The sequence below is a fragment of the Enterobacter sp. DNB-S2 genome (genome assembly GCF_019443845.1).
Classification (GTDB): domain Bacteria; phylum Pseudomonadota; class Gammaproteobacteria; order Enterobacterales; family Enterobacteriaceae; genus Enterobacter; species Enterobacter asburiae_B.
Window position 1 is genome coordinate 2,286,620 of sequence record NZ_CP050520.1, and the last position, 23,219, is coordinate 2,309,838.

The 23,219-nt window shown below is 55.2% G+C and carries 24 protein-coding genes; 9 read left to right on the plus strand and 15 right to left on the minus strand.

What is annotated here, in order from left to right; translation table 11 throughout:
• Window positions 1–18: 18 nt before the first annotated feature.
• On the minus strand, window positions 19–1,074 hold the full coding sequence (ompA, locus tag HB664_RS10730; protein ID WP_023311028.1) for a porin OmpA: 1,056 nt from the start codon (window positions 1,072–1,074) through the stop codon (window positions 19–21).
• A gap of 354 nt (window positions 1,075–1,428) precedes the next feature.
• Window positions 1,429–1,938: an SOS-induced cell division inhibitor SulA gene (gene sulA, locus HB664_RS10735; protein WP_087822284.1), complete on the minus strand. Its 510-nt coding sequence runs from the start codon at window positions 1,936–1,938 to the stop codon at window positions 1,429–1,431.
• A gap of 217 nt (window positions 1,939–2,155) precedes the next feature.
• Here sulA and HB664_RS10740 point away from each other — a divergent pair, with 217 nt between their 5' ends.
• A complete protein-coding gene (locus HB664_RS10740) occupies window positions 2,156–2,782 on the plus strand; it encodes a TfoX/Sxy family DNA transformation protein (protein WP_033145121.1) in 627 nt (208 codons plus the stop codon).
• Here HB664_RS10740 and yccS read toward each other — a convergent pair.
• A complete protein-coding gene (yccS, locus tag HB664_RS10745) occupies window positions 2,739–4,901 on the minus strand; it encodes a YccS family putative transporter (RefSeq protein ID WP_033145122.1) in 2,163 nt (720 codons plus the stop codon). The two genes, HB664_RS10740 and yccS, sit on opposite strands and share 44 nt — an antisense overlap.
• Before the next feature lie 19 nt (window positions 4,902–4,920).
• Window positions 4,921–5,367, minus strand: coding sequence for a YccF domain-containing protein (locus HB664_RS10750; RefSeq protein WP_023311032.1), 447 nt, complete (start codon window positions 5,365–5,367; stop codon window positions 4,921–4,923).
• A gap of 123 nt (window positions 5,368–5,490) precedes the next feature.
• Here HB664_RS10750 and helD point away from each other — a divergent pair, with 123 nt between their 5' ends.
• The gene (helD, locus tag HB664_RS10755; RefSeq protein WP_219940778.1) at window positions 5,491–7,545 is read left to right on the plus strand and encodes a DNA helicase IV; all 2,055 of its coding nucleotides are present in this window, start codon (window positions 5,491–5,493) and stop codon (window positions 7,543–7,545) included.
• 58 nt (window positions 7,546–7,603) lie between these two features.
• Here the strand turns inward: helD and mgsA are convergent, their stop codons facing one another.
• On the minus strand, window positions 7,604–8,062 hold the full coding sequence (gene mgsA, locus HB664_RS10760; protein WP_094934911.1) for a methylglyoxal synthase: 459 nt from the start codon (window positions 8,060–8,062) through the stop codon (window positions 7,604–7,606).
• Between the two features lie 80 nt (window positions 8,063–8,142).
• Complete coding sequence (locus tag HB664_RS10765; protein WP_219940779.1) at window positions 8,143–8,805, minus strand: DUF2057 family protein; 663 nt, start codon at window positions 8,803–8,805, stop codon at window positions 8,143–8,145.
• Window positions 8,806–8,978: 173 nt separating this feature from the next.
• Between HB664_RS10765 and HB664_RS10770 the strand changes: the two genes are divergently transcribed.
• Window positions 8,979–9,392, plus strand: a complete 414-nt coding sequence (locus tag HB664_RS10770) for a CoA-binding protein (RefSeq protein ID WP_028012609.1) — start codon at window positions 8,979–8,981, stop codon at window positions 9,390–9,392.
• Window positions 9,393–9,428: 36 nt separating this feature from the next.
• Here HB664_RS10770 and hspQ read toward each other — a convergent pair whose 3' ends face one another.
• Both hspQ and rlmI read right to left on the minus strand, forming a co-directional pair.
• Complete coding sequence (hspQ, locus tag HB664_RS10775; RefSeq protein WP_008499919.1) at window positions 9,429–9,746, minus strand: heat shock protein HspQ; 318 nt, start codon at window positions 9,744–9,746, stop codon at window positions 9,429–9,431.
• A gap of 60 nt (window positions 9,747–9,806) precedes the next feature.
• Entirely contained in the window at window positions 9,807–10,997 is a 1,191-nt protein-coding gene (rlmI, locus tag HB664_RS10780; protein WP_219940780.1) for a 23S rRNA (cytosine(1962)-C(5))-methyltransferase RlmI, read from the minus strand.
• Between the two features lie 173 nt (window positions 10,998–11,170).
• On the opposite strand from rlmI, the gene HB664_RS10785 reads away from it, so the two are divergent.
• The 3 genes from HB664_RS10785 to yccX are packed head-to-tail and all read left to right on the plus strand — an operon-like array spanning window position 11,171 to window position 12,820.
• Entirely contained in the window at window positions 11,171–11,728 is a 558-nt protein-coding gene (locus HB664_RS10785) for a kinase inhibitor (protein WP_064672236.1), read from the plus strand.
• A 10-nt stretch (window positions 11,729–11,738) separates the two neighbouring features.
• Window positions 11,739–12,527 (plus strand): AraC family transcriptional regulator, encoded by a 789-nt coding sequence (locus HB664_RS10790; RefSeq protein WP_047652831.1) that lies wholly within the window; start codon window positions 11,739–11,741, stop codon window positions 12,525–12,527.
• Between the two features lie 11 nt (window positions 12,528–12,538).
• Window positions 12,539–12,820 (plus strand): acylphosphatase, encoded by a 282-nt coding sequence (gene yccX, locus HB664_RS10795; RefSeq protein ID WP_033145129.1) that lies wholly within the window; start codon window positions 12,539–12,541, stop codon window positions 12,818–12,820.
• Here yccX and tusE read toward each other — a convergent pair.
• The 6 genes from tusE to HB664_RS10825 form a co-directional block, all read right to left on the minus strand.
• Window positions 12,817–13,146 carry a sulfurtransferase TusE gene (tusE, locus tag HB664_RS10800; RefSeq protein ID WP_008499913.1) on the minus strand — a complete coding sequence of 110 codons (330 nt, stop codon included), beginning with the start codon at window positions 13,144–13,146 and terminating at the stop codon, window positions 12,817–12,819. The two genes, yccX and tusE, sit on opposite strands and share 4 nt — an antisense overlap.
• Before the next feature lie 69 nt (window positions 13,147–13,215).
• Entirely contained in the window at window positions 13,216–13,767 is a 552-nt protein-coding gene (locus HB664_RS10805; protein ID WP_047061513.1) for a LuxR C-terminal-related transcriptional regulator, read from the minus strand.
• A gap of 10 nt (window positions 13,768–13,777) precedes the next feature.
• Window positions 13,778–14,935: a CfaE/CblD family pilus tip adhesin gene (locus tag HB664_RS10810; protein ID WP_219940781.1), complete on the minus strand. Its 1,158-nt coding sequence runs from the start codon at window positions 14,933–14,935 to the stop codon at window positions 13,778–13,780.
• Window position 14,936: 1 nt separating this feature from the next.
• Window positions 14,937–17,654 carry a TcfC E-set like domain-containing protein gene (locus HB664_RS10815; RefSeq protein ID WP_219940782.1) on the minus strand — a complete coding sequence of 906 codons (2,718 nt, stop codon included), beginning with the start codon at window positions 17,652–17,654 and terminating at the stop codon, window positions 14,937–14,939.
• A gap of 72 nt (window positions 17,655–17,726) precedes the next feature.
• On the minus strand, window positions 17,727–18,233 hold the full coding sequence (locus HB664_RS10820; protein WP_021240847.1) for a CS1 type fimbrial major subunit: 507 nt from the start codon (window positions 18,231–18,233) through the stop codon (window positions 17,727–17,729).
• Between the two features lie 75 nt (window positions 18,234–18,308).
• Window positions 18,309–19,052 (minus strand): fimbrial protein, encoded by a 744-nt coding sequence (locus HB664_RS10825; RefSeq protein ID WP_219940783.1) that lies wholly within the window; start codon window positions 19,050–19,052, stop codon window positions 18,309–18,311.
• Window positions 19,053–19,361: 309 nt separating this feature from the next.
• On the opposite strand from HB664_RS10825, the gene HB664_RS10830 reads away from it, so the two are divergent.
• A complete protein-coding gene (locus HB664_RS10830; RefSeq protein WP_219940784.1) occupies window positions 19,362–20,117 on the plus strand; it encodes a winged helix-turn-helix domain-containing protein in 756 nt (251 codons plus the stop codon).
• Window positions 20,114–20,590 carry a hypothetical protein gene (locus tag HB664_RS10835; RefSeq protein ID WP_033145135.1) on the plus strand — a complete coding sequence of 159 codons (477 nt, stop codon included), beginning with the start codon at window positions 20,114–20,116 and terminating at the stop codon, window positions 20,588–20,590. The genes HB664_RS10830 and HB664_RS10835 overlap by 4 nt, the downstream gene beginning before the upstream one ends.
• A 54-nt stretch (window positions 20,591–20,644) precedes the next feature.
• On the opposite strand, the gene yccA is transcribed toward HB664_RS10835, so the two are convergent.
• Window positions 20,645–21,304: an FtsH protease modulator YccA gene (gene yccA / locus HB664_RS10840; RefSeq protein ID WP_023335168.1), complete on the minus strand. Its 660-nt coding sequence runs from the start codon at window positions 21,302–21,304 to the stop codon at window positions 20,645–20,647.
• Window positions 21,305–21,573: 269 nt separating this feature from the next.
• On the opposite strand from yccA, the gene HB664_RS10845 reads away from it, so the two are divergent.
• Window positions 21,574–23,202 (plus strand): ABC transporter substrate-binding protein, encoded by a 1,629-nt coding sequence (locus HB664_RS10845; protein ID WP_033145136.1) that lies wholly within the window; start codon window positions 21,574–21,576, stop codon window positions 23,200–23,202.
• Window positions 23,203–23,219: the final 17 nt, after the last annotated feature.

The window sequence follows — 23,219 nt, forward strand, 5'->3', positions numbered from 1 at the left end:
TTTTTATAAGACGATAACTTATGCCGCTGGCTGAGTTACAACGTCTTTGATGCCTTTAACTTCGATCTCTACGCGACGATCTGGAGCCAGGCAGTCGATCAGTGCAGCGCGAGCTTTCACGTTGTCACAGGTGTTGCCAGTAACTGGGTTAGATTCGCCCATACCACGTGGGGAGATCTTGTTAGCTGGGATACCTTTAGAGATCAGGTAATCAACAACAGACTGAGCACGTTTCTCAGACAGTTTCTGGTTGTAAGCGTCAGAACCGATACGGTCGGTGAAGCCCAGAACCACTACGGAACCGTCTTTAGGATCCAGGTTGCTCAGCTGGGTGTACAGCTGATCCAGTGCCTGCTGGCCTTCTGGTTTCAGAGTCGCTTTGTTGAAGTTGAACAGAACGTCAGACTTCAGAGTGAAGTGCTTGGTCTGTACTTCTGGAGCTGGAGCCGGCGCTGGAGCAACAACTGGAGCTGCTTCTTCCTGCTGGCCGAAACGGTAGGAAACACCTACGCTCAGCATGCCGTTGTCTGGACGAACACCAACGGTGTTGCCGTCGCCGATGTTGTTAACCCACTGGTATTCCAGACGGGTAGCGATGTCACGGGTCATAGCCCACTCAACGCCACCAGCGAATACTGGGGAAACACCGGTGTCATGGTTGTCACCAGAGATGTTGTTGCTGGAATCTGCGCGCCATACCATGCCGCCCAGACGGGTGTACACGTCCAGATCGTCAGTGATTGGGTAGCCCAGTTTAGCGGTCAGCTGAACGCCCTGTGCTTTGAAAGCGCCGTTGATGGTGTCGCCTTTGTATGGCATACGACCTAACCAGTCGTAACCCATTTCAAAACCAACATACGGGTTAACCTGATAGCCACCGAACGCACCTGCACCAAGCTGGCTCTCGTGAGTTGGGCCATCATTGTTCAGGCTGCTGTTGTACCAGCCGGTGTCGTGGAACTGAGACCAGCCCAGTTTACCACCTGCATACCAGGTATTATCTTTCGGAGCGGCCTGCGCTACGGTAGCGAAGCCAGCCAGTGCCACTGCAATCGCGATAGCTGTCTTTTTCATTTTTTGCGCCTCGTTATCATCCAAAATTCGCCATGAAAGTCTCAGGAGAGAATCACGGTTAAATCCTTCACGGGGGGGCGTGGTCAAATATAAATCTACCGATATCTTCGGCTTAGGCCGAGCACCCCTGGCGATGTAAAGTCTACAACGTAGCTGAAAACTTACAAGTGTGAAGTCCGTCAGGCATATGAAAAAAAAAGTTCCGTATACCGATTATTTAACATTTTTCGAACGAATTTTGTGCAATAAAATTAAGGAGAACCGCACCAGACAAGCCTTGCCGCAATTTTCAGGCCGGGAACTTTAATGCCATCTTGTGGTCAAAAAAAATTCCAGGAAAAATCTTAATTTCTCTCAATGATACAAATTTGAGTGAATTTTTAGCCCAGAAAGTTGTCCTCTGCGGTAAGAATCCGATCGAACCGGACGCATAATGAACCCGATCGCATTCCCTTCTTCGGCTGCTTCAGTCAGACGGAAATGTTCCTCTTCCGTCAATTCTTCCGGGAACCATCCAATCACCACGCTGTAATTTCCGGTGCGTAACGCGCGGATCATCGACTCAACGGTATCGCACGGCGGGAGCTGATTAATTTGCATGACCTTAGTAAGCGGAAGGCCTGCGGACTGAACCCACTCACGGCTCAGTTTTTGCTGAGGCGTGAGCCAAAGCTGCCAGCGCGATTGCTGACCAAGCTGTTGTAATAACGGCAACAACAGAAGTTGCGTCAACAGGGGCTGGTCTTCACGATAAACCACTTCACTGATAAGCCCCGTGGAAACACGCTCGACGGAATTCTGCGCGACATTGCCTGCGGTAGAAGAGAGAGAGGTTGAGCGATTTGCATAGCCTGAAGTGTGCATATTCATTCCAGCCCTGTAGTTACTGTATGGATATACAGTAACCCCTGTATGCATAAAGATCAACCTCATTTTCGGAAAGCGACTCGCAAAATTCATTCAATGTTGATGTCCCTCGAAAAATCATCTTGCTCATCGGCAATAAGTTGCCTATTTTCCTGCTAACGGATCCGCTAGTAAGAAATTTCGTTGTTACTTTATGATTTTGAAGGGAAATATCATGAAAAAGATATCTTATGAACGGATTTATAAATCCCAGGAATACCTCTCCCCGTTGGGCGAGATTCATCATCGTGCGCTGTTTGGAGGCTATACCCTGGCGGTGGATGATGCGGTTTTTGCCATGGTGTCAGACGGAGAGCTTTATCTTCGCGCCTGTGAAGAGAGTGCGAAATACTGTGTAAAAAATGCCTCCTCTTTTTTGACGTTGATGAAGCGAGGCCGCCCTGTGCTGCTCAACTATTATCGTGTGGATGACGGATTATGGCAGGACAGGGAGCGGTTGCTTCAGCTCTCCTCGTTTGCGCTCAGTGCGGCAAGAAAAGAGCGTTATCAGCGCCATCAACGAAACCGACTCAAGGATCTGCCAAACCTGACCTTTCAGCTTGAAGTCTTGCTCTTTGAAGCTGGCATCACCAATGAGGAAACGCTGCGGGCGCTGGGTGCCAGAGCGAGCTGGCTGAAGATGCGGGCAAAAAACAAAGCGCTCGGTATTAAAGTTCTTTTCGCGCTGGAAGGGGCTATCGAGGGGCTGCATGAGGCGGCACTCCCGGCAGGCATTCGCCGGGAGCTGACGGAGTGGTTTAATGCGCTGCCTGAGCCACAGGAGAATCACTCCTCCAGGTAGCGATTTGCTGTTGCAGCCGGCAAATTTCAGGCAGCAGAGCGATAAGCAGGCCTATTTGCTGAAGAACCAGCGGCGCTTTGCTGTCGTTTCCTGGGTCAAGATGCGCAATGCGTTGAGCCAGTTCATCCAGGGCCTGTTGAACGCGCGGCTCATCGGCCGGTCGGTGATGAAGTGCGTCATCAACGTAACAGACGGCATCATCGAGCAGGTTGAGAATGCCCGGGTTGGTGAGTTTCTCACGGTGGGCACCCAGCGTCGAAATATAGCTGGTGAACGTATGGTTCAGACAGAGCAGGCGGAACGCAGTCTCACGAATCTCCGCCGTGGCGCGAGGCTCCGTTGACATGTTAGAGACAACGGAGGCCAGTTCTGCGTCACTGTTGTGCGCGTCGCGACGGGCTATCCGGTAAGCCAGGCGGTTATCGCGCCCCTGGTGGTACTGCTCCAGGATTGCGTCAAGGTATCGACAGTTGGCGTTCATTGCCCTGTCTACCACGCGCGGCAAATTGCGGAAACGCCAGTCCGGCCAGATAAAGCTGACCGCAGCCCAGGCAATCGCACAGCCAATCAGGGTATCGATCACGCGGGGCAGGGCAACTTCAAACCCTTCACCCAGCAGGTTAAAGCAGAGCAGCACCAGCAGCGTGATGAACATGGTGGCGTGCGCGTACTGCACGTTGCGAAACGCGAAGAACAGCACGCCGGTGATCACAATCAGAATCAGTTGACCTTCAACGGAGGGCACGAAATAGAGCACCGGAAGGCCGATCGCGACGCCGACCAGCGTGCCGATAATACGCAGCGCAAGACGGTGTCGGGTGGCGTTATAGTTTGGCTGGCAGACGAACAGGCTGGTCAGCAGGATCCAGTAGCCGTGGTGCAGCCCGGTTATCTGGATAAAGGCATACCCCACGCACAGCACCAGCGACATTCTTACCGCGTGGCGAAAGAGTGCCGACTCCGGCGTAAAGTTACGGCTCAGCCGTAGCCACATATCGCTAACGCTGTGCACGCTGTCATCAGCAAGCTGATTTTCCACCTCACTGCCCGGCAGCGCCATCGCCTGTTCGGACTCAATGGTCGCCAGCTGAGCATCAATCGCCCGCAGGTTGTTCAGCAGAAAGCCCAGCGCTTTGATGTGCTCCGGTGACGTTCCGCTGGCCTGAACGCGGTCGAGCGCCGCATCAAGATGGCTGAATACGCGTTCAAAGCGGGGGTCATGCTGATAGGGCGTACGCAGCAGAATGGAGCGCGAGAGCTGCTGACACGCCTGAGACTGCATGGACAGCAGGCGCTGGAAGCGGAACATCACGTCGCTGTAGCGGAACTTCTCGCGCAGGGCCGCGTATTGAACGTGCGAGGAGCTGGCACGTTCGTGAATGTCCTGGGCGGCAAAATAGTAGTGTAAGGTCCTTCGCGTTCCGCGCTGACCGCGATCGCCGCGAAGACGGGTAAGCAGAGAGGCTTTTGTCTGGTTAAGGGTGGCGACCAGCTGGCCGTTTGCCAGCGCCAGATCGTAGAGCGGAGCCTGGCTTTCTTCCTCGATATCCGGGTCGAACAGCCGGGATTTCAGTTCCAGATAGTGGGCTAACTGCTCAAAGCTGCGGGCAAGGTTATCCTGCAGCGGGCGAACCGGGAAGATCAGATGACCGGTTAGCGTCAGCAGGTTATACCAGATGGCGCCCAGCAGCAGGAGAACCGGCTGCTGGTACCACTGGTCGTACAGGGAAACGCCCAGCATCGTGTAGATGGCGATCAGCAATGCACCAAACGCGATGGTGGCATAGCGCTGCCCGAGGCCGCCCAGCAAAATAAACCCGCTGGTTGAGAGCGTAAGGCCCAGGGCAAACAGCCAGGGCCACGGGAAAAGCAGCTCAACGGACGCTGACGCAATGAAAAAGCAGACGAGCGTAATGACCAGGTTACGTAAACGTCCGGCCAGACGATCGTCCAGGTCCGCCAGCGCCCCGGCCACCACCCCCAGCGTAAGCGGAATGGTGAGCTTGACATCATTCAGCCACCAGGGCAGGGCAACCGTGCCGCAAAGCGCGATAAATATCCTGACGTTGTATAGCCAGGTGCTGTTCCAGGTATAACGGCGAAGCAGTGGGCTTAGCATAAACGCGGCCGGTCCTTATTTACTGAAAACGACGACGCGCGTTTGCTTCACGCGCCGCCTGGGCCACTTCTACCGGAACAACCCTGCGACCGACGGGCCAAAGGGCGATAGCGGCGATCTTAAAGTTCGCTATCCCCACCGGAATACCAATAATCGTGATGCACTGTGCAATACCGGCAAAAATATGCATGATGCACAGCCACCAGCCGAAGAAAATCAGCCACAGAATGTTCAGCAGGGTTCCGCCCGTATTCATCAGGGCGTTTTTGCTCTCCGGATTGAGCTCGTCAACGTGGATAGCTTCATTTCCGTAGGGGATTAAGGAGAGTTTTGTGATCTCCCAGCAGGAACGGGTCAGGGGAAGCGTGAAAATCAGGACGATGCTCACCAGCGTGGCGAAAAGCCAGGAAAGGGTGGTGGCAAAACCGCCCAGCACAAAATTCAACACATTCAGAACGGTACGCATAAACCCTCACTTCCTTTCGATAAAATTAACGCCCAATGATTGTAACGTTTTTTTAGGCTGGAGCACCTTAAAACTGGCAGTTAAACTGTCAGGTAAATTATCTCTTCGTGGATTTGGCGGAACATGGAACTGAAAGCAACCTCGTTAGGCAAACGCCTGGCGCAACACCCTTACGACAGGGTGGTTCTCCTTAATGCCGGGGTGAAAGTCTCCGGGGAACGCCACGAATACCTTATTCCGTTTAATCAGCTTCTGGCTATCCACTGTAAGCGCGGGCTGGTGTGGGGCGAGCTGGAGTTCGTTCTGCCTGACGATAAAGTCGTGCGTCTTCACGGCACCGAGTGGTCGGAAACCCAGCGTTTCCATCATCACCTGAACGCACTCTGGCAGCAGTGGAGCCAGGATATGAGCGTAATTGCCGCCCAGGTGCTGCAGCAGGTGCTGGACGATATCGCGCAGAGCAACGCACAGCACGCGTGGCTGACCCGTCAGCAGACCGCCGGGCTGCAGCAAAAGATCCGACAGGCACTCTCGGCGCTGCCGCTCTCCGTGACGCGTCTCGACGAGTTTGACAACTGTCGCGACGCCTGGCGCCAGTGTCAGGCGTGGCTGAATGATAAGGATAAAAGCCGTCTCGCCCATAACCAGGCCTGGACGGACGCCATGCTCACCCAATACGCCGACTTTTTTAGTACGGTGGAGTCTTCACCGCTCAATCCGGCCCAGGCGCGCGCGGTGGTCAACGGCGAGCAGTCGCTGCTGGTGCTGGCGGGGGCCGGTAGCGGTAAAACGTCGGTGCTGGTGGCGCGTGCCGGCTGGCTGCTGACGACCGGAGAAGCGGTAGCCGATCAAATACTGCTTCTGGCCTTTGGCCGCAAGGCTGCCCAGGAGATGGACGAACGTATCCAGGAACGTCTGCACACGCGGGATATCACGGCCAGAACCTTCCATGCCCTTGCGCTGCATATTATTCAGCAGGGCAGTAAAAAAGTGCCTTCCATCAGTAAGCTGGAAAACGACGCGCAGGCGCGTCAGGCGCTGTTCATCAAAGCGTGGCGCCAGCAGTGCAGTGAGAAAAAGGCGCAGGCGAAAGGGTGGCGTCAGTGGCTGGAGGAGGAGCTCAGCTGGGAGGTGCCAGAGGGCAGCTTCTGGCAGGATGACAAACTGGCGCGTCGGCTGGGTTCGCGACTTGACCGCTGGGTCAGCCTGATGCGAATGCACGGTGGAACGCAGGCAGAGATGATTGAAAGCGCGCCGGAGGCGATCCGCGATCTGTTTTCGAAGCGGGTCAAGCTGATGGCTCCGCTGCTGAAAGCCTGGAAAACCGCGCTGAAAGAGGAAAATGCCGTCGATTTCTCCGGTTTAATCCATCAGGCCATCATCATTCTTGAGAAGGGACGTTTTGTCAGCCCGTGGAAACACATTCTGGTGGATGAGTTCCAGGATATCTCTCCGCAGCGTGCTGCACTACTCTCGGCGCTAAGGGCGCAAAATAAACATACGTCGCTGTTTGCGGTGGGTGACGACTGGCAGGCCATCTATCGCTTCAGCGGGGCGCAGCTCTCCCTGACGACCGCGTTCCACCACTATTTTGGCGAAGGGGATCGCAGCGATCTGGACACCACCTACCGCTTCAATTCACGCATTGGTGAGATCGCCAACCGCTTTATCCAGCAAAACCCGCATCAGCTGGCCAAGCCGCTCAATAGCCTGCGCCCAGGGGATAAAAAAGCCGTCACCCTGCTTGCAGATGACCAGCTGGAGCCGCTGCTGGACAAGCTCAGCGGCTACGCGAAGCCCGATGAACGTATTCTGGTGCTGGCCCGCTACCATCACCTTAAGCCCGCGACGCTGGAAAAAGCCGCCACCCGCTGGCCGAAACTGCAGCTTGAATTTATGACAATTCACGCCAGCAAAGGGCAGCAGGCTGACTATGTGATTGTGGTGGGGCTGAAAGAGGGCAGCGACGGTTTCCCGGCCCCGGCCCGCGAGTCGGTGATGGAAGAGGCCCTGCTGCCGGTGCCGGAAGATTTCCCGGATGCCGAAGAGCGGCGTTTGCTGTATGTGGCCATCACCCGCGCGCGGCATCGCGTGTGGCTGCTGTTCAATAAAGAGGAGCCATCCGTGTTTGTCGATATCCTGAAGAGTATTGATGTGCCGGTGGCGCGTAAGCCATAACGATGTCAGGAAAGATTTTCCAGGCCGGGTAAGGCGTAGCCGCCACCCGGCAAAAAAGCTACTTCAGTCTCTCGGAAAGATAACGCTGATAGTCCGGAATAAGGATATCAACCGGCGAGTTAAACTGCGGCGATTCGATGATGAAATCCGCCGTCGACAGGTTCGTCGCCACCGGAATATTCCACACCGTCGCCAGGCGCAGCAGCGCTTTAACATCCGGATCGTGCGGAACCGCGTTCAGCGGGTCCCAGAAGAAGATCAGCACATCAATTTTCCCTTCGGAAATCTGCGCGCCGACCTGCTGATCGCCGCCCATCGGGCCGCTCAGCATGGCATTCACCTGCAGACCCGTTTCGCGCTGGATCAGGTTACCGGTTGTGCCGGTCGCCGACAGGGCGTGCTTTTCCAGCGAAGGCTGATGGCGTCGAACCCAGTTAAGCAGCATTTGTTTACAGTGATCGTGCGCCACAAGAGCAATGTGTTTGCGCTCAGGCAGCGTGCGTGTTGTCAGTTCCATAATCATATCCATCAGGTTAACTGACTACACGATGACGGGAACCGTCTGACGCTGCAAGAGAAAGGCGTAAAAAATGTGGCTTATGATGAAGGTTGTTGTTTTGCCCACTGTAAAAAACGGGCCCGCGTGTCGGGATCGGCCTGCTGGAACCAGAATTTAAGACGCTGTTCCGTCAGGGTCTGGGACTGGGGAGGAATAACGTCCAGTTCAGAGACGCCGGATAAAAGCGTACTGTCGTCCGCCATCATGGTGGCAAACTGCGGAAGCGATGCGCGTTTTCCCGCTTTGTTATAGGCCTGGGTCGCGGCCTCGTAATCCGGGCCTTTCGGCGAGGTCGTTAACGCCAGAATATCCAGCTTCACCGGGATCGGCATCGCATTCCCGTCCAGCAGTTCAACGCGGGGTGAAGCGTCGAAGGCCGCAGATTCCTTCTCCGTTTCAAGGCGAGGCAGGGTGATGTTCACCTGACTGATTTGCCGGGTATTAAAGCTGACGATCAGCGGCGGGGAGATGTACATCCGTTGCTCGTGATTAGCCAGACCGATCGACTTTTCTACCCGAAAGACCAGCTGATGCGGCCCGTTATCTAACTCGATGCTGTCTGCACCGCGCAATAACGAGCTGGAGACCTTTTTTCCGTCCAGTACAAGAAGATCAATGTCGGTAGAGAGCCGGAGCGTGGTAGCAAAAACGCAGACCGGCATCACTAACGCAATCAGGGCAGTGGCAATACCGGTTTTCATAGAAGGCTCCCGTCAGAAATCCTGTCGCCGCATTAATGTATCTAAATTTTTCGATAATCACGTTTACTAACATATAGACATATTTCGCCGTTTTGCCCTCATGCATCTGTATGGGATGGATGGTTGAGATGTGCGGTTTGGCGTACACTTTTAAAAAAGCCAGGAGAAAAACCATGAAAGAGAACGATATTGCCGAGATTCTGACATCCACGCGTACCATTGCGCTGGTGGGCGCGAGCGATAAACCCGATCGTCCCAGCTATCGGGTGATGAAATACCTTCTCGATCAGGGCTATCACGTTATCCCGGTCTCACCAAAAGTGGCGGGGAAAACATTGCTGGGTCAGCAGGGTTACGCCACGCTCGCGGACGTGCCGGAAAAAATCGATATGGTCGATGTCTTCCGTAATTCCGAAGCAGCGTGGGAAGTGGCGCAGGACGCTATCGCCGTAGGGGCGAAAACGCTGTGGATGCAGCTGGGCGTGATTAACGAGCAGGCCGCCGTGCTGGCGCGGGATGCGGGGTTGAAGGTCGTCATGGATCGCTGTCCGGCGATCGACATCCCCCGTCTGGGGCTGGCGAAGTAATAAAAAAAAGCCCGTTATCGGGCTTTTTTTACACGCTTAGTTCCGCAGGCGCGGAGCCTGTAACTGTTTGCGGATAGTCTGAGCAAGTTCATCCATTGTGGGTTGCTCCGGATGCTCTTCCTGCAGCTCGCTACTCAGCTGCGCTTCGGCCAGATAGGTGTGAACGGGTTGTCCATCATCACCTTCCATTACCACATGGTACCAGGGCGCGGCGCGAAGCTCTGCGTTCACCGCCAGCTCGTCTGCTGACGGTTCATCAAGGGAATACTCCGGGTCGATATCCACGACCACACCCAAATACCCTAGCAAAGTGTGGCGGACCTGCTGGCCGATACCGAATTTGCTGGCAATCATAGTCACCTCCCGGGAAATACGACTTACACGTTATGTGCGGGCAATATTTCTCTTTTCAAGTTACATGACGCGACAGGCAAACCCTTTCAGATACAGTCCTTCCGGGTAGGTAGCAATCACGGGGTGATCGGCTGCCTGACGGAACTGCTCTATAAATTGTACATCACGACCAGCATCTATTGCGGCATCGGCGATGATTTTCTGAAATAAATCTGTGGTCATCAGGCCGGAGCAGGAGAAGGTGAGCAGAACCCCGCTCGGGTTCAGCAGCTGGATAGCCAGCATGTTGATATCTTTATACCCGCGGCACGCGCCCATCAGCTGGCTTTTGTTTTCCACAAACTTCGGCGGATCCATCACGATGACGTCGAACTTCTCGCCCTGATCGCGATATTTACGCAGCAACTTGAACACGTCATCGCGGACAAACTCCGCTTTGCTCAAGTCCAGCTTGTTTAGCTCGACGTTCTGTTTTGCCACGTCCAGCGCTTCCTGCGACGTGTCCACGCTTACCACCTGGGCACAGCCGCCCATCAGCGCCGAAACGGCAAAACCGCCGGTATAGGAGAAGCAGTTCAGCACGCGTTTGTCGGCAACGTACTGACGCGTAGCCAGACGGCTGTCGCGCTGGTCGAGGTAGTAACCCGTTTTGTGCCCGCCCTGAATATCCACCAGCAGCTTCATGCCGTGCTCTTCAATCGGCAGCAGGGCCGGTGGCAGTTCGCCCGTTACGGGCCCCTGAGTCAGCTCCATGCCTTCTTTTTTGCGCACCGCCACATCGCTGCGGTCGTAAATGGCGCATTCCGGGAACAGCGTTTGCAGCGCGCTGATCAGCGCGGCACGCTGGTATTCCGCTCCGGCGCTCAGGAGCTGCAGCACCAGGAAGTTACCGAAGCGATCGATGGTCACGCCAGGCAGGCCGTCGGACTCACCGGCAATCAGGCGGTAGCTGTCCAGCCCGTCGCGTTTTGCCAGCCAGTCGCGCCACTGCTGCGCCTGCTGCAGACGGCGAACGAAGAAGTCGATATCAATGGTTTCATCTTTATCAAACGTCCAGACGCGAGCGCGGATCTGGGACGCTGGCGAGTAGGCGCCTCGCGCTAACCATTTCCCCTGATGGTCAACGATATCAATGGTTTCACCGAGGCTGGCTTTGCCTTCCATACGGGCAACCGCGCCGGAAAAGACCCAAGGATGACGGCGCAGTAATGATTTCTCGCGCCCTTTGGCTAACACTAAACGTACACTCATAATTTGCTGTTCTGTCGATTTCAGGAAATGGCGCGTAGATTACCACATTCAGCAAGGCGCAATCATCTGCGGATACCGTTGAGCGTTTCGGCACAAAATCAAATCGCTTAGGCACATTCCGGTATAGCAGCAGGCTTTACAGTAGGGCTTCCGGTACAGCAGAGGGAGCACCCATGAAAAAGCGCAGTGTGATAGCAATAGCCGCTCTGGCGGCGATGAGTTTTCAGGTTTTAGCAACAACGCCTTTCGGCATCACCAGCCAGGATATTTCCGGCGAAAGGCGGCTGGCGCAACAGCAGGTATTTGAGGGGTTTGGCTGCCACGGTGGGAATATCTCACCGCAGCTGGCATGGAAAAATCCGCCTGCCGGTACGAAAAGTTTTGCCGTCACGGTATATGACCCGGATGCGCCCACCGGCAGCGGCTGGTGGCACTGGACCGTAGCCAATATCCCGGCGAAGACAATGACGCTGCCCGCTGATGCCGGTAACCCGAACGGCGAGAAATTACCTGCCGGCGTTGTGCAGGGGCGTAATGATTTCGGCTATTCTGGATTCGGCGGCGCATGTCCACCCGAAGGGGACAAGCCTCACCGCTATCAGATTACCGTCTGGGCCCTGGACGTGGATAAACTGCCCGTCGACAACAATGCCAGCGGCGCGCTGGTCGGTTTTATGCTCAATAGTCACGTTCTGGCAAAGGCTCAGTTAACAGCAACCTACAGCAGATAAGGATGGCAGGGTGCAGGAGTTTCATTTTCGACATAACCATCTTACCGCGGGTGAAGTGACTGCCAGCAAAATGCATCGCCTGCACCAGGTTAAGCTCTTTTTTCCGGCTATTTGTCATATCACTCACGGCACTAAGGTGATAGTTCAGGATGATAACCGCCTGGAGGCGACACGGGATGAGCTCATCATTATCCCGGCCAATACGGCGATGGAGATTATCAATCAGCCTGTAAACGGTCTGTTTCACTCGGATTTGCTAATGTTATCCCCGGAGATCGTCGCCGAGTTTAAGGCGCATTACCTGAAATCCTGGCCGCGCACGACGCTGCATTCGCTCTGCGCCCCGCTGAGCGAGGGGTTGGCGTTTATGTGGGACAATCTGCTGCACGCCGTGCGTCAGGATTTACCGGAGGCTCTACAAAAGCATCAGGCTTTCGGCCTTTTGCTGGCCCTGCTGCACGATGGCGTGGCGGGTCCGCTGCTTGTTGAGCGTAACAGTAACCTGACCGAGCAGGTGCGGCAGTTCATTATGCTGTCGCCCGCCAGAGCCTGGACCGCGCAGGATGTTGCCAGCCGTCTGGCCTTAAGCGTGCCGACGCTGCGCAGACGCTTGCGTGAAGAGTCGCAGAGTTTTCGCCAGATCGTGGAGGAGGTGAGGATGGCCGTTGCTTTGTCACAGCTCCAGTCAACCCGATTACCGATTGGCGAAATCGCATTACAATGTGGGTATCTTTCCAGCTCTCGTTTCACCGCCCGTTTCCGGCAGCACTATGGCTGTTTGCCTAAAACGCTACGTTAAGGAGAAGAAAAATGTCAAAAGTCTGCACCATTGCCTGGGTTCACGGCGTTGTTCAGGGCGTGGGGTTCCGCTACAGCACCCAGCGCGAAGCGGTTGAGCTTGGGCTCACGGGATACGCGCGAAATAGGGACGACGGCAGCGTTGAGGTGGTCGCCTGCGGCGAAGCGGAGCAGGTCGACAAGCTGGTGGCGTGGCTGAAAGCGGGCGGGCCGCGCAGCGCACGGGTTGATAAGGTGTTAACGGAACCGCATCAACCCGGGCGCGAATACGTAAACTTCGGGATTCGGTATTAAATACACTTCACCGGCTTAGGCAGGCCGGCAATTTTGGTGGCCTGTTTTGCCGGGCCTTTCGGGAACAGACGATACAGATAGCGGCTGTTGCCTTTCTCTTCGCCGAACTTATTGGCCATGGCTTTAACCAGCATGCGGATCGCCGGAGAGGTGTTGAATTCAAGATAGAACTCGCGAACAAAACGCACCACTTCCCAGTGTTCGGGGGAGAGGGTAATCCCTTCGTTTTCCGCAATTTTCTCCGCCAGCGGCTCGCTCCAGAGCGTCGTATCTTTCAGATAGCCTTCGCTATCGGTCTCAATTTCCTGGCCTGCAAAAATGAACATAATCTTCTGTCGTCTGTGAAAAAAACGGCGACAGTGTAGCAAAAAAGCCGCCGAAGGATAAGCCGTGCCCTACAGGAGCAGTTGCAGCAGATTGTTGGCATTAAGCTTTTTCAGCGCGTTGCATTTATGGGTCGAAACCTGCTTCTCAGACATACGCGTCACGATGGCAATGTGGCGTACCGGCAAGCCGGTAAGCATCAGATCGAGCACGTTGAATTCAAGGCCGGTAAGACAGCAGTCAAGACTTCGGACGCGGCGAGGCTCTTTTGCCAGCAAATATGCCGCATCAGCGACGGCGATCCGGTCATCGATGATATAAAGGGTCAACGTACTGAAACGCTTGCGTAAATGCGTCGCCAGCGCCCACCCCTTTTCATTGCAGACCAGATACAGGCTGCCTTGCCAGCGGGCGGCTTCCAGTCTGAGCAAAATGTTTATCAATGCCTGATGCGTACCCGCCACGGAAAAACGGCAGCGTACGACAACCACGCGGCGGGTAAGCAGCGCTGGCTGCCATTGCACGGTGTCGCTTTGGACCTCTGGCTGAACGCCCCGACGCAGCAGCGCGTAGCGCAACCCTTCGGCGTAAAATCGATTATTGTCGAGAATAGCGTAACTCACGGTGACCTCGTTATAACGTGCTGGGCGTATAGATAACGCGCAGCGTGCCGGTATAGTCGCCCGCGTTTTTGCTGCTGGCGGCAAACGCGGGGGTTTTCAGGATAATAGGGGCAGGAATGCACAATACGCTCTCGCGTCCGCCGGGCAGCACGACCTGACGCAGATGCTGCGGATCGTTCGTGCCTTGCCAGACCAGGGTTTTACCGTTCGCGACGGCTTCGGTTGCGCCTGTTATTGGATTGGTGACGGAGACCCGATAATCGAGACGATCCCGCGCATCGGTCTGGCTACCGCCGCGTCGCCTGATTGAAAACGCGCCTTCGGCACGATCCGCTGAGGGGAGTCCGTCATCCTCAAAGCGAAGATAGGCGCGGGTGCTGGTGCTGTTATTACCGTCGTACAGGCACATATCCAGCGAGTTTTCCCCCTGGATCTCACTACCTCCCGGCCGCCCCGGGAAGTTGGTCAGGTTGAGGTTAACGATAGGCGTAGAGTGCGGAAATGCCGGCAGATAAATCTGCTGATTACCCGGATCGACCACCTCAATGCGAATGTTTGCCTGCCACCTGGCGATGGTGAGGTAGCCAGGGCATCCGACGTTTACGTCATTGAAGTTTCCGCCACAGTCGGCGCTCCCCCATTGACGCAGGTTCTGCTTCAGCGTTGCGGTCCAGATCCCCGGCAGGGCGAGCTTATCCAGTTCGCTTTTCACAATATAGAAATCGAAATAGGGCTCTCTGTTCCAGGCGCTGAGATCGCCCGTTCCCCCTGTGACAAAACTGGCGAAGGTAAAGACTTTATTGTTGATAAACATGTAGTGATCGCCATATACCTTGATATCCACCGTCTTGCTGGTGAGGGCATGCGTGAAACGTAAATTGATGGCATAGGGCGCGGCCGGGTTAGCTGAGAACCAGACCGGCGAGTTCATGCAGGCCCCGTTCGTGGTATCAGTTCGGGACTCACAGGTCAGGGTATTACGTCCCCACTTTTGCGGGTCGGCGAGGTCATAGCCGCCCGATTCATGAAACCAGATATCGAAACGCGCAGGCGGTGCCGTACGATCGAAGCTGATCCCAACGCTGGTGTTTCGTCCCGCAGGGGCGCCCGCCAGCGCCTGGCCTGTCCACAGGCTTAAGAACAGTAATATAAAGAAGCACTTAATCACATCATTTCCCTTTAGTGAGGTTGTCGGCGTTCATGGCTGTTGGACCGGCAGGTACCGATCGTCCGGCGAGCATCAGCTGCGCCTGCTGCTGGACGGCATCCGGCAGGGCGGAGAAGGTTAACTCCCGGCAAGGAATTGAGCCGACATAGCGCACCACGTCGCGCATACTTTTCACGTTGAGTTCGCACTGATAAAACTGCTGCTGGCGCACCAGGTAGAGGTTATGCAGCAGGGCATCGCTCTGGGCGCTGAATCCGCCGTTGCCGAGATCGCTCCAGCCGTTAACGTTCAGCGGCACGCCACCGATAAACGGCGAATGACGCTCGTCGGTTAACTGGCCGAGCCAGGTGTAGCTTGCGGTGGTTTGTACATCCCGACGCAGCAGTTTGCCAGGCACCATAAACAGCGTTCTGCTGCCTGAACCTTGCGTGATCTCACTGCTGGCTCCCCGGGATACGTCCAGCGATTCGTTAATCGTCAACGTTGTCTGCTGGTAGCCCGGCACTGCGAAGAGGGCGCGGCTATTGCCCGGAATGTCTGCGCTCCCGCTGTTATCCAGCGACACGGCAACGCTCGGAGCCTGGGTATCTTCCGGTGTGGCAACGTTAACCGCGACGGCGGAAGCAGGACGACCGTCGCTCCAGCGTCCCAGCCACAGGCCAGAACGCGACAGCGCAAGGGTCGAGCTGTAGTTGCCGCTGCTGCTCAGCGTATGGCGCCTGTCCTGACGATCCCAGGCGTCGCTGACGGTCAGGCTGCCGTTGCCGTATCGCCCGCCCTGGCGCGTATAGGCTGAGGTATTCAGCGAGTCGCTGTTAATGCCCGACGCGCTCAGACCATACTCGTTTTCACCGCGTGCATCGGCGTACCAGTTATGCGCCACGTTGTAGCTCAGCTGATTTTTTTCACGCTGCTGGTGCTGCCAGGTCGCGCCAAGAGAGGTATAGCTCGACGCATCACCCTGACGGTTATGCGCCATGGACAGGCTCACGCTCAGGTAGCCGCCTTTGTCCCTGCCGTCGCGGGCGTCATCGTGACGCATGAACAGGTTAATGCTGCTGTTAATGTTGAGGCCTCGGGTGCTAAAGGCATTGCTCAGCCCTCCCTGCCAGGCGCGCGAGCGCGAGCGGGTCATATAGACCGATTCCCACGGCAAACCCGCATCGTGGCGGTCGTCGCTGTCCGGGAGCTCCCGACGTGAAACGTACCGTCCTTCGTTGCGGTTATCCGAATATCCGAGGCTCGCATACCAGGCGCCGACAGGGACGGAAAACATCACCGAGAGGGTGCGATAACAGCCGTTCACGGCGTCAAACCCCGCGCTTCGGGTGTTGCAGTTTTCCGCTGATAGCGCGTTGCGATAGAGGCTCAGCGAAAAACCGTCGTTGTAGCTGATTTGCTGAATATTGCCGCGCTGGCCTTCGCTGCCGTAAAGGTAGCTAAACCGGGTACTCAGCACGCCGTCGATCGGGCCCGCGTTGAAGCCCCGGCTCCAGTCGAGCGCATTTTCCAGGAAACGCTGGTTTTTCTTTATCGTTGCTCCGCTGGTCAGCGCCAGGGTCGGGGTGACGGGCAGGCGCACACCCGCCTGCGCAACCGCGCTGCGTTCTTCGTTCCGATCGCTATTGTCGGTTTCACCCGCCTGCAGGAACCACTCGACGCGGTCAAACGGCGTAATGCCGGTTCGGGTAAACGGCACCTGCTCGGTACGCGTCAGCCGGTTATTTTCATAGACCGACAGCGTGACGGTGTAGCTCCCGTCCGGAAACGATCGCGTGTCGAGGGTTTGCGCCCCGGCATTCAGATAAAAGCTGGCCAGCAGCTGATTGCCACGGCGGGCGTCGATACGCGCGTCATGGGAAAGCAGTACGGTGACAGGAGTTCCCTTTGACTGCTGAACCGGATTCATCCACGCCCGTGTTGAACCCGTGCGCAGACCGCGAATTTTGCCCAGCGGCAGCTGGCTGAGGTTGATATTTCCGCCGGCATTACTGAACAGATCGCGGGTATCCATCTCGCCCAGCTGGACATAGTACTGACGCAGGATATCCTGGCGGAACCAGGCGTTGTTGACGGTTATCTCCTGCTGCTGCTGACGCCGTGAACGCTGTCCCAGCCAGGTCCAGTCGAGGTTAACATAGCCGTCCTGCGTGAGCGCCAGCGCGCCATTGCCCTGTACCGTGGCCGACTGATAATCCCTGTCGGCAACGAAGTTAATATTCTGCTGATGGATCAGCGCATTTTCGGTGTCCTGCGTGGGCTGATACCACTGATTTTCCGCGGTGGCTTTAGGCAGAAATTTCTTGTCCAAAAACAGGCTAATACGGGCGTTATTCTCATCATAGATAATGGCAGCGCGGTCGGTATCAATGTAATCGCAGCCCGCTGCGGAGCCGTTGCTGCTGCAGGCCTGGTTGCCGTTACGGGCAAGCGGAACGGCCAGCGCGGCAGACACGGTGCCAACGAGAGCAGGGTCGTCGTTAAACCGGCGTTTGATGGCCGCCACAACGGTTTCAGGTGCGACAAAACTGACCGTTTCAAGCGTGATATCCGTTTCAAAAAGTCCAAGCGACTCGCCGTAGAGGTTGACCTCTGTCCACAGGCGCTGCGTTTTCGCCAGATCTTCAAAACCTGCCGGGACGGCCATCCCGGCGCAGGCGAGTTGGATGGATGCGGGTAACAAAGCAACAAAGAGGAGAGTATTTCTGTGAAACGCCATGAACGAGCCTCGACATCATCCTGACGTCAGAGGGTGGGCACCCTCTGACGTTATTCCTTAGGTGCTGTGGTGTTACGCACCGCCTTCCGTGGTAGTCGCCTGCGTCAGCATCAGGCTGACAACGCCGCTGTACTGACCGGTTTTCAGAATGCCTTTGGTGGTCTGAGAAATGGTCAGCGGCAGTACCGCTGAACCGTTTTCAATGCTTCCCGGGAACAGTTCGGTACCGGTATATTCCACATCGGCGGTAGAGAGGGTTTTGTCGCCCAGCTTCACCGTCATTGGGATGGTCTCAGCACCGTCGGCATTTGCCAGCTTCGCGGCGCTTACCAGACGGACTTTCACGTTGCTGGTGGCGGAGTTAGACCACACCTTGGTATTCAGGCGGTAGCTTTCCAGACCGCGGCCAGGCAGGTACTGCATATCGATGCTTGCCGGCAGCGGCGTGTTATCGGCCTGGGTCATATCCAGCTGTGAATCAACGCTGGCGTTGACGGTAATATCTTTTTGGATCGCCAGCGCGCTAACGGACGTGGTCATCGCGGCAACAATCATCAGAGGTTTAAAGTACTTACGCATTGATATCTCCATATTTACAAATGAGCACCCTGGCTCTTTAAACAAACCCTTTGGGGTCTTTACGGTAACGTCGTGTTATTGCACGACGGGTAAATCAGCTTCTTCAGCGGTTTTATTCACCCAGTTGAAGTAGCGGAATTTATATTTCTGGCCTTGTGAATTTGTGAGCGTTTTTAATTTCCGTTCGGTATCCGGATAAATCGTCGCGTCTTCTTTAACCCATTTACACGACGAATCTGCGTCACAAATACCGATCTCTCTCAGCGGCACGCGCAGCGTACCGTTGTTTTTTAACGTGCCCCTGCGAGGGTCTATCGAGAGTGAAACCACACTTTTTTCCGGGGCGAGGTGGATCAGGGCGCCCCAGATCACATTGACGCCCAATGTCGCCGTCGCAGCCGGGCTTTCTGCCTTGCCGGGAATAATGCTGTCAGGCTGCTTAACCCCTTCAAAATAGACGCGCCAGGTGGTCTCTTTTTCCGGTGGCGTAAGCGATACCAGACGAACGACGCGCATTGCGCCTGCCGCGAGGGCAAATTTTTCGGGCGTGACAACAACGCCGCCTTCTTTCCACGAGGCCACATCAATCTCTTTTTCCTGGGCCGTGCCGGGATTAAGAATTTTCTTTTGCCTCACCCGAATGAACTGAATATCATCCGTTTTCGACGCTACCTTAATTTGCGCCGCACCGGACCTGTCCACATTCAGTTCCATGGGGTACACGCTCATATTGGCCATTGCCATTTCTGAGAAAAATGGCAATGACAGCGCGGCGACATAAAAGGCGGTTGTCATGTTCACTCTATTTTTCTGTTTCACATTCAGTCTGCCTGCTCTGAGTTCATCGGCGGCGCGTTAACACCAGGACACCGTCTGCTTTCGTATTGCTTCAGGGCAGGGAAACTTTAACCAGAACAGCGGTTTGTGAAAATTTGTATTAATTAACTCGTTAAATACAGGTTTTTATCCTGCTTTTCTGTCTTTAAGGTTGTATAGTTAAGCGAAAATACCGCGACCAGGGATAGGAAGAAAATTCCTTCTGATGAAAAAATAAGCAGGTCAGGAGGCGGTTTTCATGTCGATGTACCAGGGATTAAAAAAGCATGCGGTAACAGCCGAGAATAAAAGATGTTTTTTATATGCAATAATTCGTTGTTATTCGATCCTGAAGCACATGCAATAAGTCTTGTTGGACAACCAGAATCTGTATTAACGCTTTCGGCGCCAGCCGTGCGGCTTTTGCAGGAATTTATAAAACACAAAGGGCACGACCTGAGCCGGGAGGAATTGATCACTCGCGTGTGGGAGGAATTTGGCTTTACGCCATCGGGAAATAATCTCAATAAAGCGGTAAGCGAATTACGTAAAAGCTTCCAGTCTCTGGGAGAGGGGCACGAATTTATTGTGACCGTACCCCGTTACGGATTTCGCTTTGATGCTGAGGTGATTTTTCAGCCCGGGGAGAATATTCCATCCGTCGATCCGCAGCCCTCGGTCGCACCGCAAGAAGTAAAGCCTCAACGCGCCTCCATGAAAAAATGGGCGATTGTGGCCGTATTGATCGTCGCTGCGCTGGGGACGAGCCTCTACTTCAGCCGACAGCAGGGGATTTTCATTCCGGCGAAACTCAAGCCGGTTAAGGAAAAAATCGCCAGTTGCAGCATCTGGATTATCAACGATCACGGACGACCGCTGGTGCTATCGAAATTAGCGGAGCGGCTGGAGGCTAATAACATAGCGTGCGGACGGGAGGCGTACGACATTTATTATTTCAGCGCCCGTTTTACTATTTCCGCTGCAGATGAGGTGTTTATTGGTGCCTGTCCGGTCAGCAAAACCAGCCTGTGTAAAACCATACGTTATAAAAGCGGGGCACAAAAATGAAAATAAAACTTCTTTTTGGCGTGGGCGGTGTACTGGTTGGTTGTTCGCTGGCATTTTTTTACTATTCCGGCAGCGTGGGTAAAAAGGATGTGCTGGCCTGCAGCACTGAATTTAATTTCACGCGCAATGAGGGAAAAGCCAGTGAAGTGAAGGTCAATACCGTTGCCCAGTTCTATTTTCATCGGGACGGTACCGGGTTGACCACCTATAAAGGCGCGGCAAGGGCTGGCGGGCAATGTTTGATCGTTGACAGGGATGTGGATTTTACCTGGCAGCAGCGGGACGATGATAACGTCATCGTATTGAGCTACACCAAAACCTGGCGTCGGCACAATGACAATACGCCTGATGCTCAGTGGGGTAGCTTCGCCAATCCGACCGCACGCTACTACCTGACGATCTCTGAACTCTCGCCTTCCGTGTGGCTGATTCAGGACCGGCGCTATCCCACCTATATTTGCCGGGGTGAGTAGGGCATAAAAAAAGGAGAATGCCACAGGCATTCTCCTTTTTCGTATCCGTTGTGCTTAATCGCGGCTGGCGAAGCCCAGGATGCTCAGCAGGCTGACGAAGATGTTGTACAGCGACACATACAGGCTCACGGTGGCGCGGATATAGTTCGTCTCGCCGCCGCGAATGATGTTGCTGGTTTCAAACAGGATCGCGCCTGAAGAAATCAGAATAAACACGGCGCTGATTGCCAGATGCAGGGCAGGCAGCTGCAGGAAGATGTTTGCCACCATGCCCACCAGCACTACCACAACACCCGCCATCAGCATACCGCCGAGGAAGGACATGTCCTTACGCGTGGTCAGCACGTAGGCCGAGCAGCAGAAGAACACCAGCGCGGTACCGCCCAGCGCCATGCCGATAAGATCACCCATACCGGCAGACAGATACGCATTCAGCATCGGCCCCAGGATGTAGCCCAGGAAGCCGGTGAAAGCAAACGCGGACAGGATGCCGACGGGCTTGTCAGCGGTTTTGTAGGTCAGGAACATCAGACCATACATACCCACCAGCGTCAGGATCAGCCCCGGAGACGGCAGCATCAGAACGGTGCTGGCGGTGGCGGTGATCGCTGAGAAAGCCAGCGTCAGGCTGAGCATGAAATAGGTATTGCGCAGCACCTTATGGGTGCTGAGTAGCGATGTGCGGTCGCGTGAAGAAGTAATTATACGATCCATGAGTCACTCTCTTATGACAGATGTAATTAGTGGAAAGAATAGGAAACGGCACGCCAGTCTCAAAGTGGTTTTACCCATCTTTACTCAGCACGTTAGCGCTGGAGGTGGTTATTTCTTCTGCAGAAATCCGTTTCGCCAGTATGAACAGCGGTTTGCGACAATTTACCAGATCAAGCTCTTATAGGTTACTGAAAAATATTGCGTTATTACCATTCGAACGCTAAGAGTTATTTCCGGATCGTCATAAAACAGACTATAAGGCGAAGGAAATGAAACCACAAACACGCACTCACTTTACGCTCTCTTTGTTAACCGCAGGGATCCTGTGCGCCAGCACGGCAGCCTGGGCGGCTAACGTGCCGGCAGGAACCGCGCTGGCCGACAAACAGGAACTGGTCAGAAACAACGGCAGTGAACCGGCTTCGCTCGACCCGCATAAAGTCGAAAGCGATGTCGAATTCAATATTATCAGTGATTTATTCGAAGGGCTGGTGGGCGTTTCCCCAGCAGGCGAAGTCCAACCGCGACTGGCGGAAAAATGGGAGAACAAGGACAACACCGTCTGGACGTTCCATTTGCGCCCGGGCATCACCTGGAGTGACGGCACGGCGATTACCGCTGAGGATGTGGTCTGGAGCTGGCAGCGCCTGATCGATCCGAAAACGGCTTCGCCGTATGCCAGCTATCCGGGCAACATGCATATCGTCAACGCGGCCGATATTGCTCAGGGAAAAAAAGCGCCCGATACGCTGGGCGTAAAAGCGATTAACGACACCACGCTGGAAGTGACGCTCACGCAGCCAAACGCGGCCTTCCTCGCGATGCTGGCGCACCCGTCGCTGGTGCCGGTGGATAAAGTGCTGATTGGCCGCTTCGGGGATAAGTGGACCAAGCCGGAGCATTTCGTCAGCAGCGGGGCGTATAAGCTGTCGCAGTGGGTGGTCAACGAACGCATCGTGGCAGAGCGCAACCCGCGCTACTGGGATAACGCACATACCGTGATTAACAAAGTCACCTACCTGCCCATCACGTCCGAGGCCTCGGATGTGAACCGCTATAAGGCGGGCGAAATTGACATCGTGTACACGGTGCCGATCAACCAGTTTGCCCAGCTCAAGAAAACCCTCGGCAGCGAGCTGGACGTTTCACCTCAGCTGGCGACCTATTACTACGAATTCAATACCACCCGGCCGCCGTTCAACGACGCGCGCGTGCGTAAGGCGCTGAACATGGCGCTGGATAAAGACATCATTGCCGGAAAAGTATTAGGGCAGGGGCAGCGCCCGGCGTGGCTCATCAGCCAGCCGGATATTGGCGGCGTGAAGTTACAGAACCCGGATTACGCCAGCTGGCCGCTGGACAAGCGCATCGCTGAGGCGAAAAAGCTGCTGAACGAGGCCGGATATAACGCCAGCCATCCTCTGAGCTTCAACCTGCTCTACAACACCTCTGAATCGCACCAGCGCATCGCGATTGCGGCCAGCTCCATGTGGAAGAAAAACCTTGGCGTGGAGGCAAAGCTGCAAAACCAGGAGTGGAAAACCATGCTGGATACCATGCACACCCACAACTTTGACGCGGTGCGGTACGCGTGGATTGCCGATTACGACGATGCGGCGACCTTCCTGAACAACTTCCGCACGGGCGACAGCGAAAACACCAGCCAGTACAGCAATCCGGAATACGATCGGGCGCTGCTCGATGCCGCAAAAGCCAAATCAGCGGAAGAGCGGGGTAAGTTCTACCAGCAGGCGGAAGATCTGCTGGGGCGTGATGTACCGGCCATTCCGGTTTATCACTACGTCCGCACGCACCTGGTGAAACCGTGGGTAGGCGGATTTACGCCGGATAAGCTGGGGTACTATTTCACGAAAGACATGTACATCAAAAAACACTAGGCCTGTGCTGATAAAAT

Bases quoted from the DNA above. Each gene is read 5' to 3' on its own strand.
- ompA (WP_023311028.1), bottom strand. From the start codon at position 1,074: ATGAAAAAGACAGCTATCGCGATTGCAGTGGCACTGGCTGGCTTCGCT.
- sulA (WP_087822284.1), bottom strand. From the start codon at position 1,938: ATGCACACTTCAGGCTATGCAAATCGCTCAACCTCTCTCTCTTCTACC.
- HB664_RS10740 (WP_033145121.1), top strand. From the start codon at position 2,156: ATGAAAAAGATATCTTATGAACGGATTTATAAATCCCAGGAATACCTC.
- yccS (WP_033145122.1), bottom strand. From the start codon at position 4,901: ATGCTAAGCCCACTGCTTCGCCGTTATACCTGGAACAGCACCTGGCTA.
- HB664_RS10750 (WP_023311032.1), bottom strand. From the start codon at position 5,367: ATGCGTACCGTTCTGAATGTGTTGAATTTTGTGCTGGGCGGTTTTGCC.
- helD (WP_219940778.1), top strand. From the start codon at position 5,491: ATGGAACTGAAAGCAACCTCGTTAGGCAAACGCCTGGCGCAACACCCT.
- mgsA (WP_094934911.1), bottom strand. From the start codon at position 8,062: ATGGAACTGACAACACGCACGCTGCCTGAGCGCAAACACATTGCTCTT.
- HB664_RS10765 (WP_219940779.1), bottom strand. From the start codon at position 8,805: ATGAAAACCGGTATTGCCACTGCCCTGATTGCGTTAGTGATGCCGGTC.
- HB664_RS10770 (WP_028012609.1), top strand. From the start codon at position 8,979: ATGAAAGAGAACGATATTGCCGAGATTCTGACATCCACGCGTACCATT.
- hspQ (WP_008499919.1), bottom strand. From the start codon at position 9,746: ATGATTGCCAGCAAATTCGGTATCGGCCAGCAGGTCCGCCACACTTTG.
- rlmI (WP_219940780.1), bottom strand. From the start codon at position 10,997: ATGAGTGTACGTTTAGTGTTAGCCAAAGGGCGCGAGAAATCATTACTG.
- HB664_RS10785 (WP_064672236.1), top strand. From the start codon at position 11,171: ATGAAAAAGCGCAGTGTGATAGCAATAGCCGCTCTGGCGGCGATGAGT.
- yccX (WP_033145129.1), top strand. From the start codon at position 12,539: ATGTCAAAAGTCTGCACCATTGCCTGGGTTCACGGCGTTGTTCAGGGC.
- tusE (WP_008499913.1), bottom strand. From the start codon at position 13,146: ATGTTCATTTTTGCAGGCCAGGAAATTGAGACCGATAGCGAAGGCTAT.
- HB664_RS10815 (WP_219940782.1), bottom strand. From the start codon at position 17,654: ATGGCGTTTCACAGAAATACTCTCCTCTTTGTTGCTTTGTTACCCGCA.
- HB664_RS10820 (WP_021240847.1), bottom strand. From the start codon at position 18,233: ATGCGTAAGTACTTTAAACCTCTGATGATTGTTGCCGCGATGACCACG.
- HB664_RS10830 (WP_219940784.1), top strand. From the start codon at position 19,362: ATGTTTTTTATATGCAATAATTCGTTGTTATTCGATCCTGAAGCACAT.
- HB664_RS10835 (WP_033145135.1), top strand. From the start codon at position 20,114: ATGAAAATAAAACTTCTTTTTGGCGTGGGCGGTGTACTGGTTGGTTGT.
- yccA (WP_023335168.1), bottom strand. From the start codon at position 21,304: ATGGATCGTATAATTACTTCTTCACGCGACCGCACATCGCTACTCAGC.
- HB664_RS10845 (WP_033145136.1), top strand. From the start codon at position 21,574: ATGAAACCACAAACACGCACTCACTTTACGCTCTCTTTGTTAACCGCA.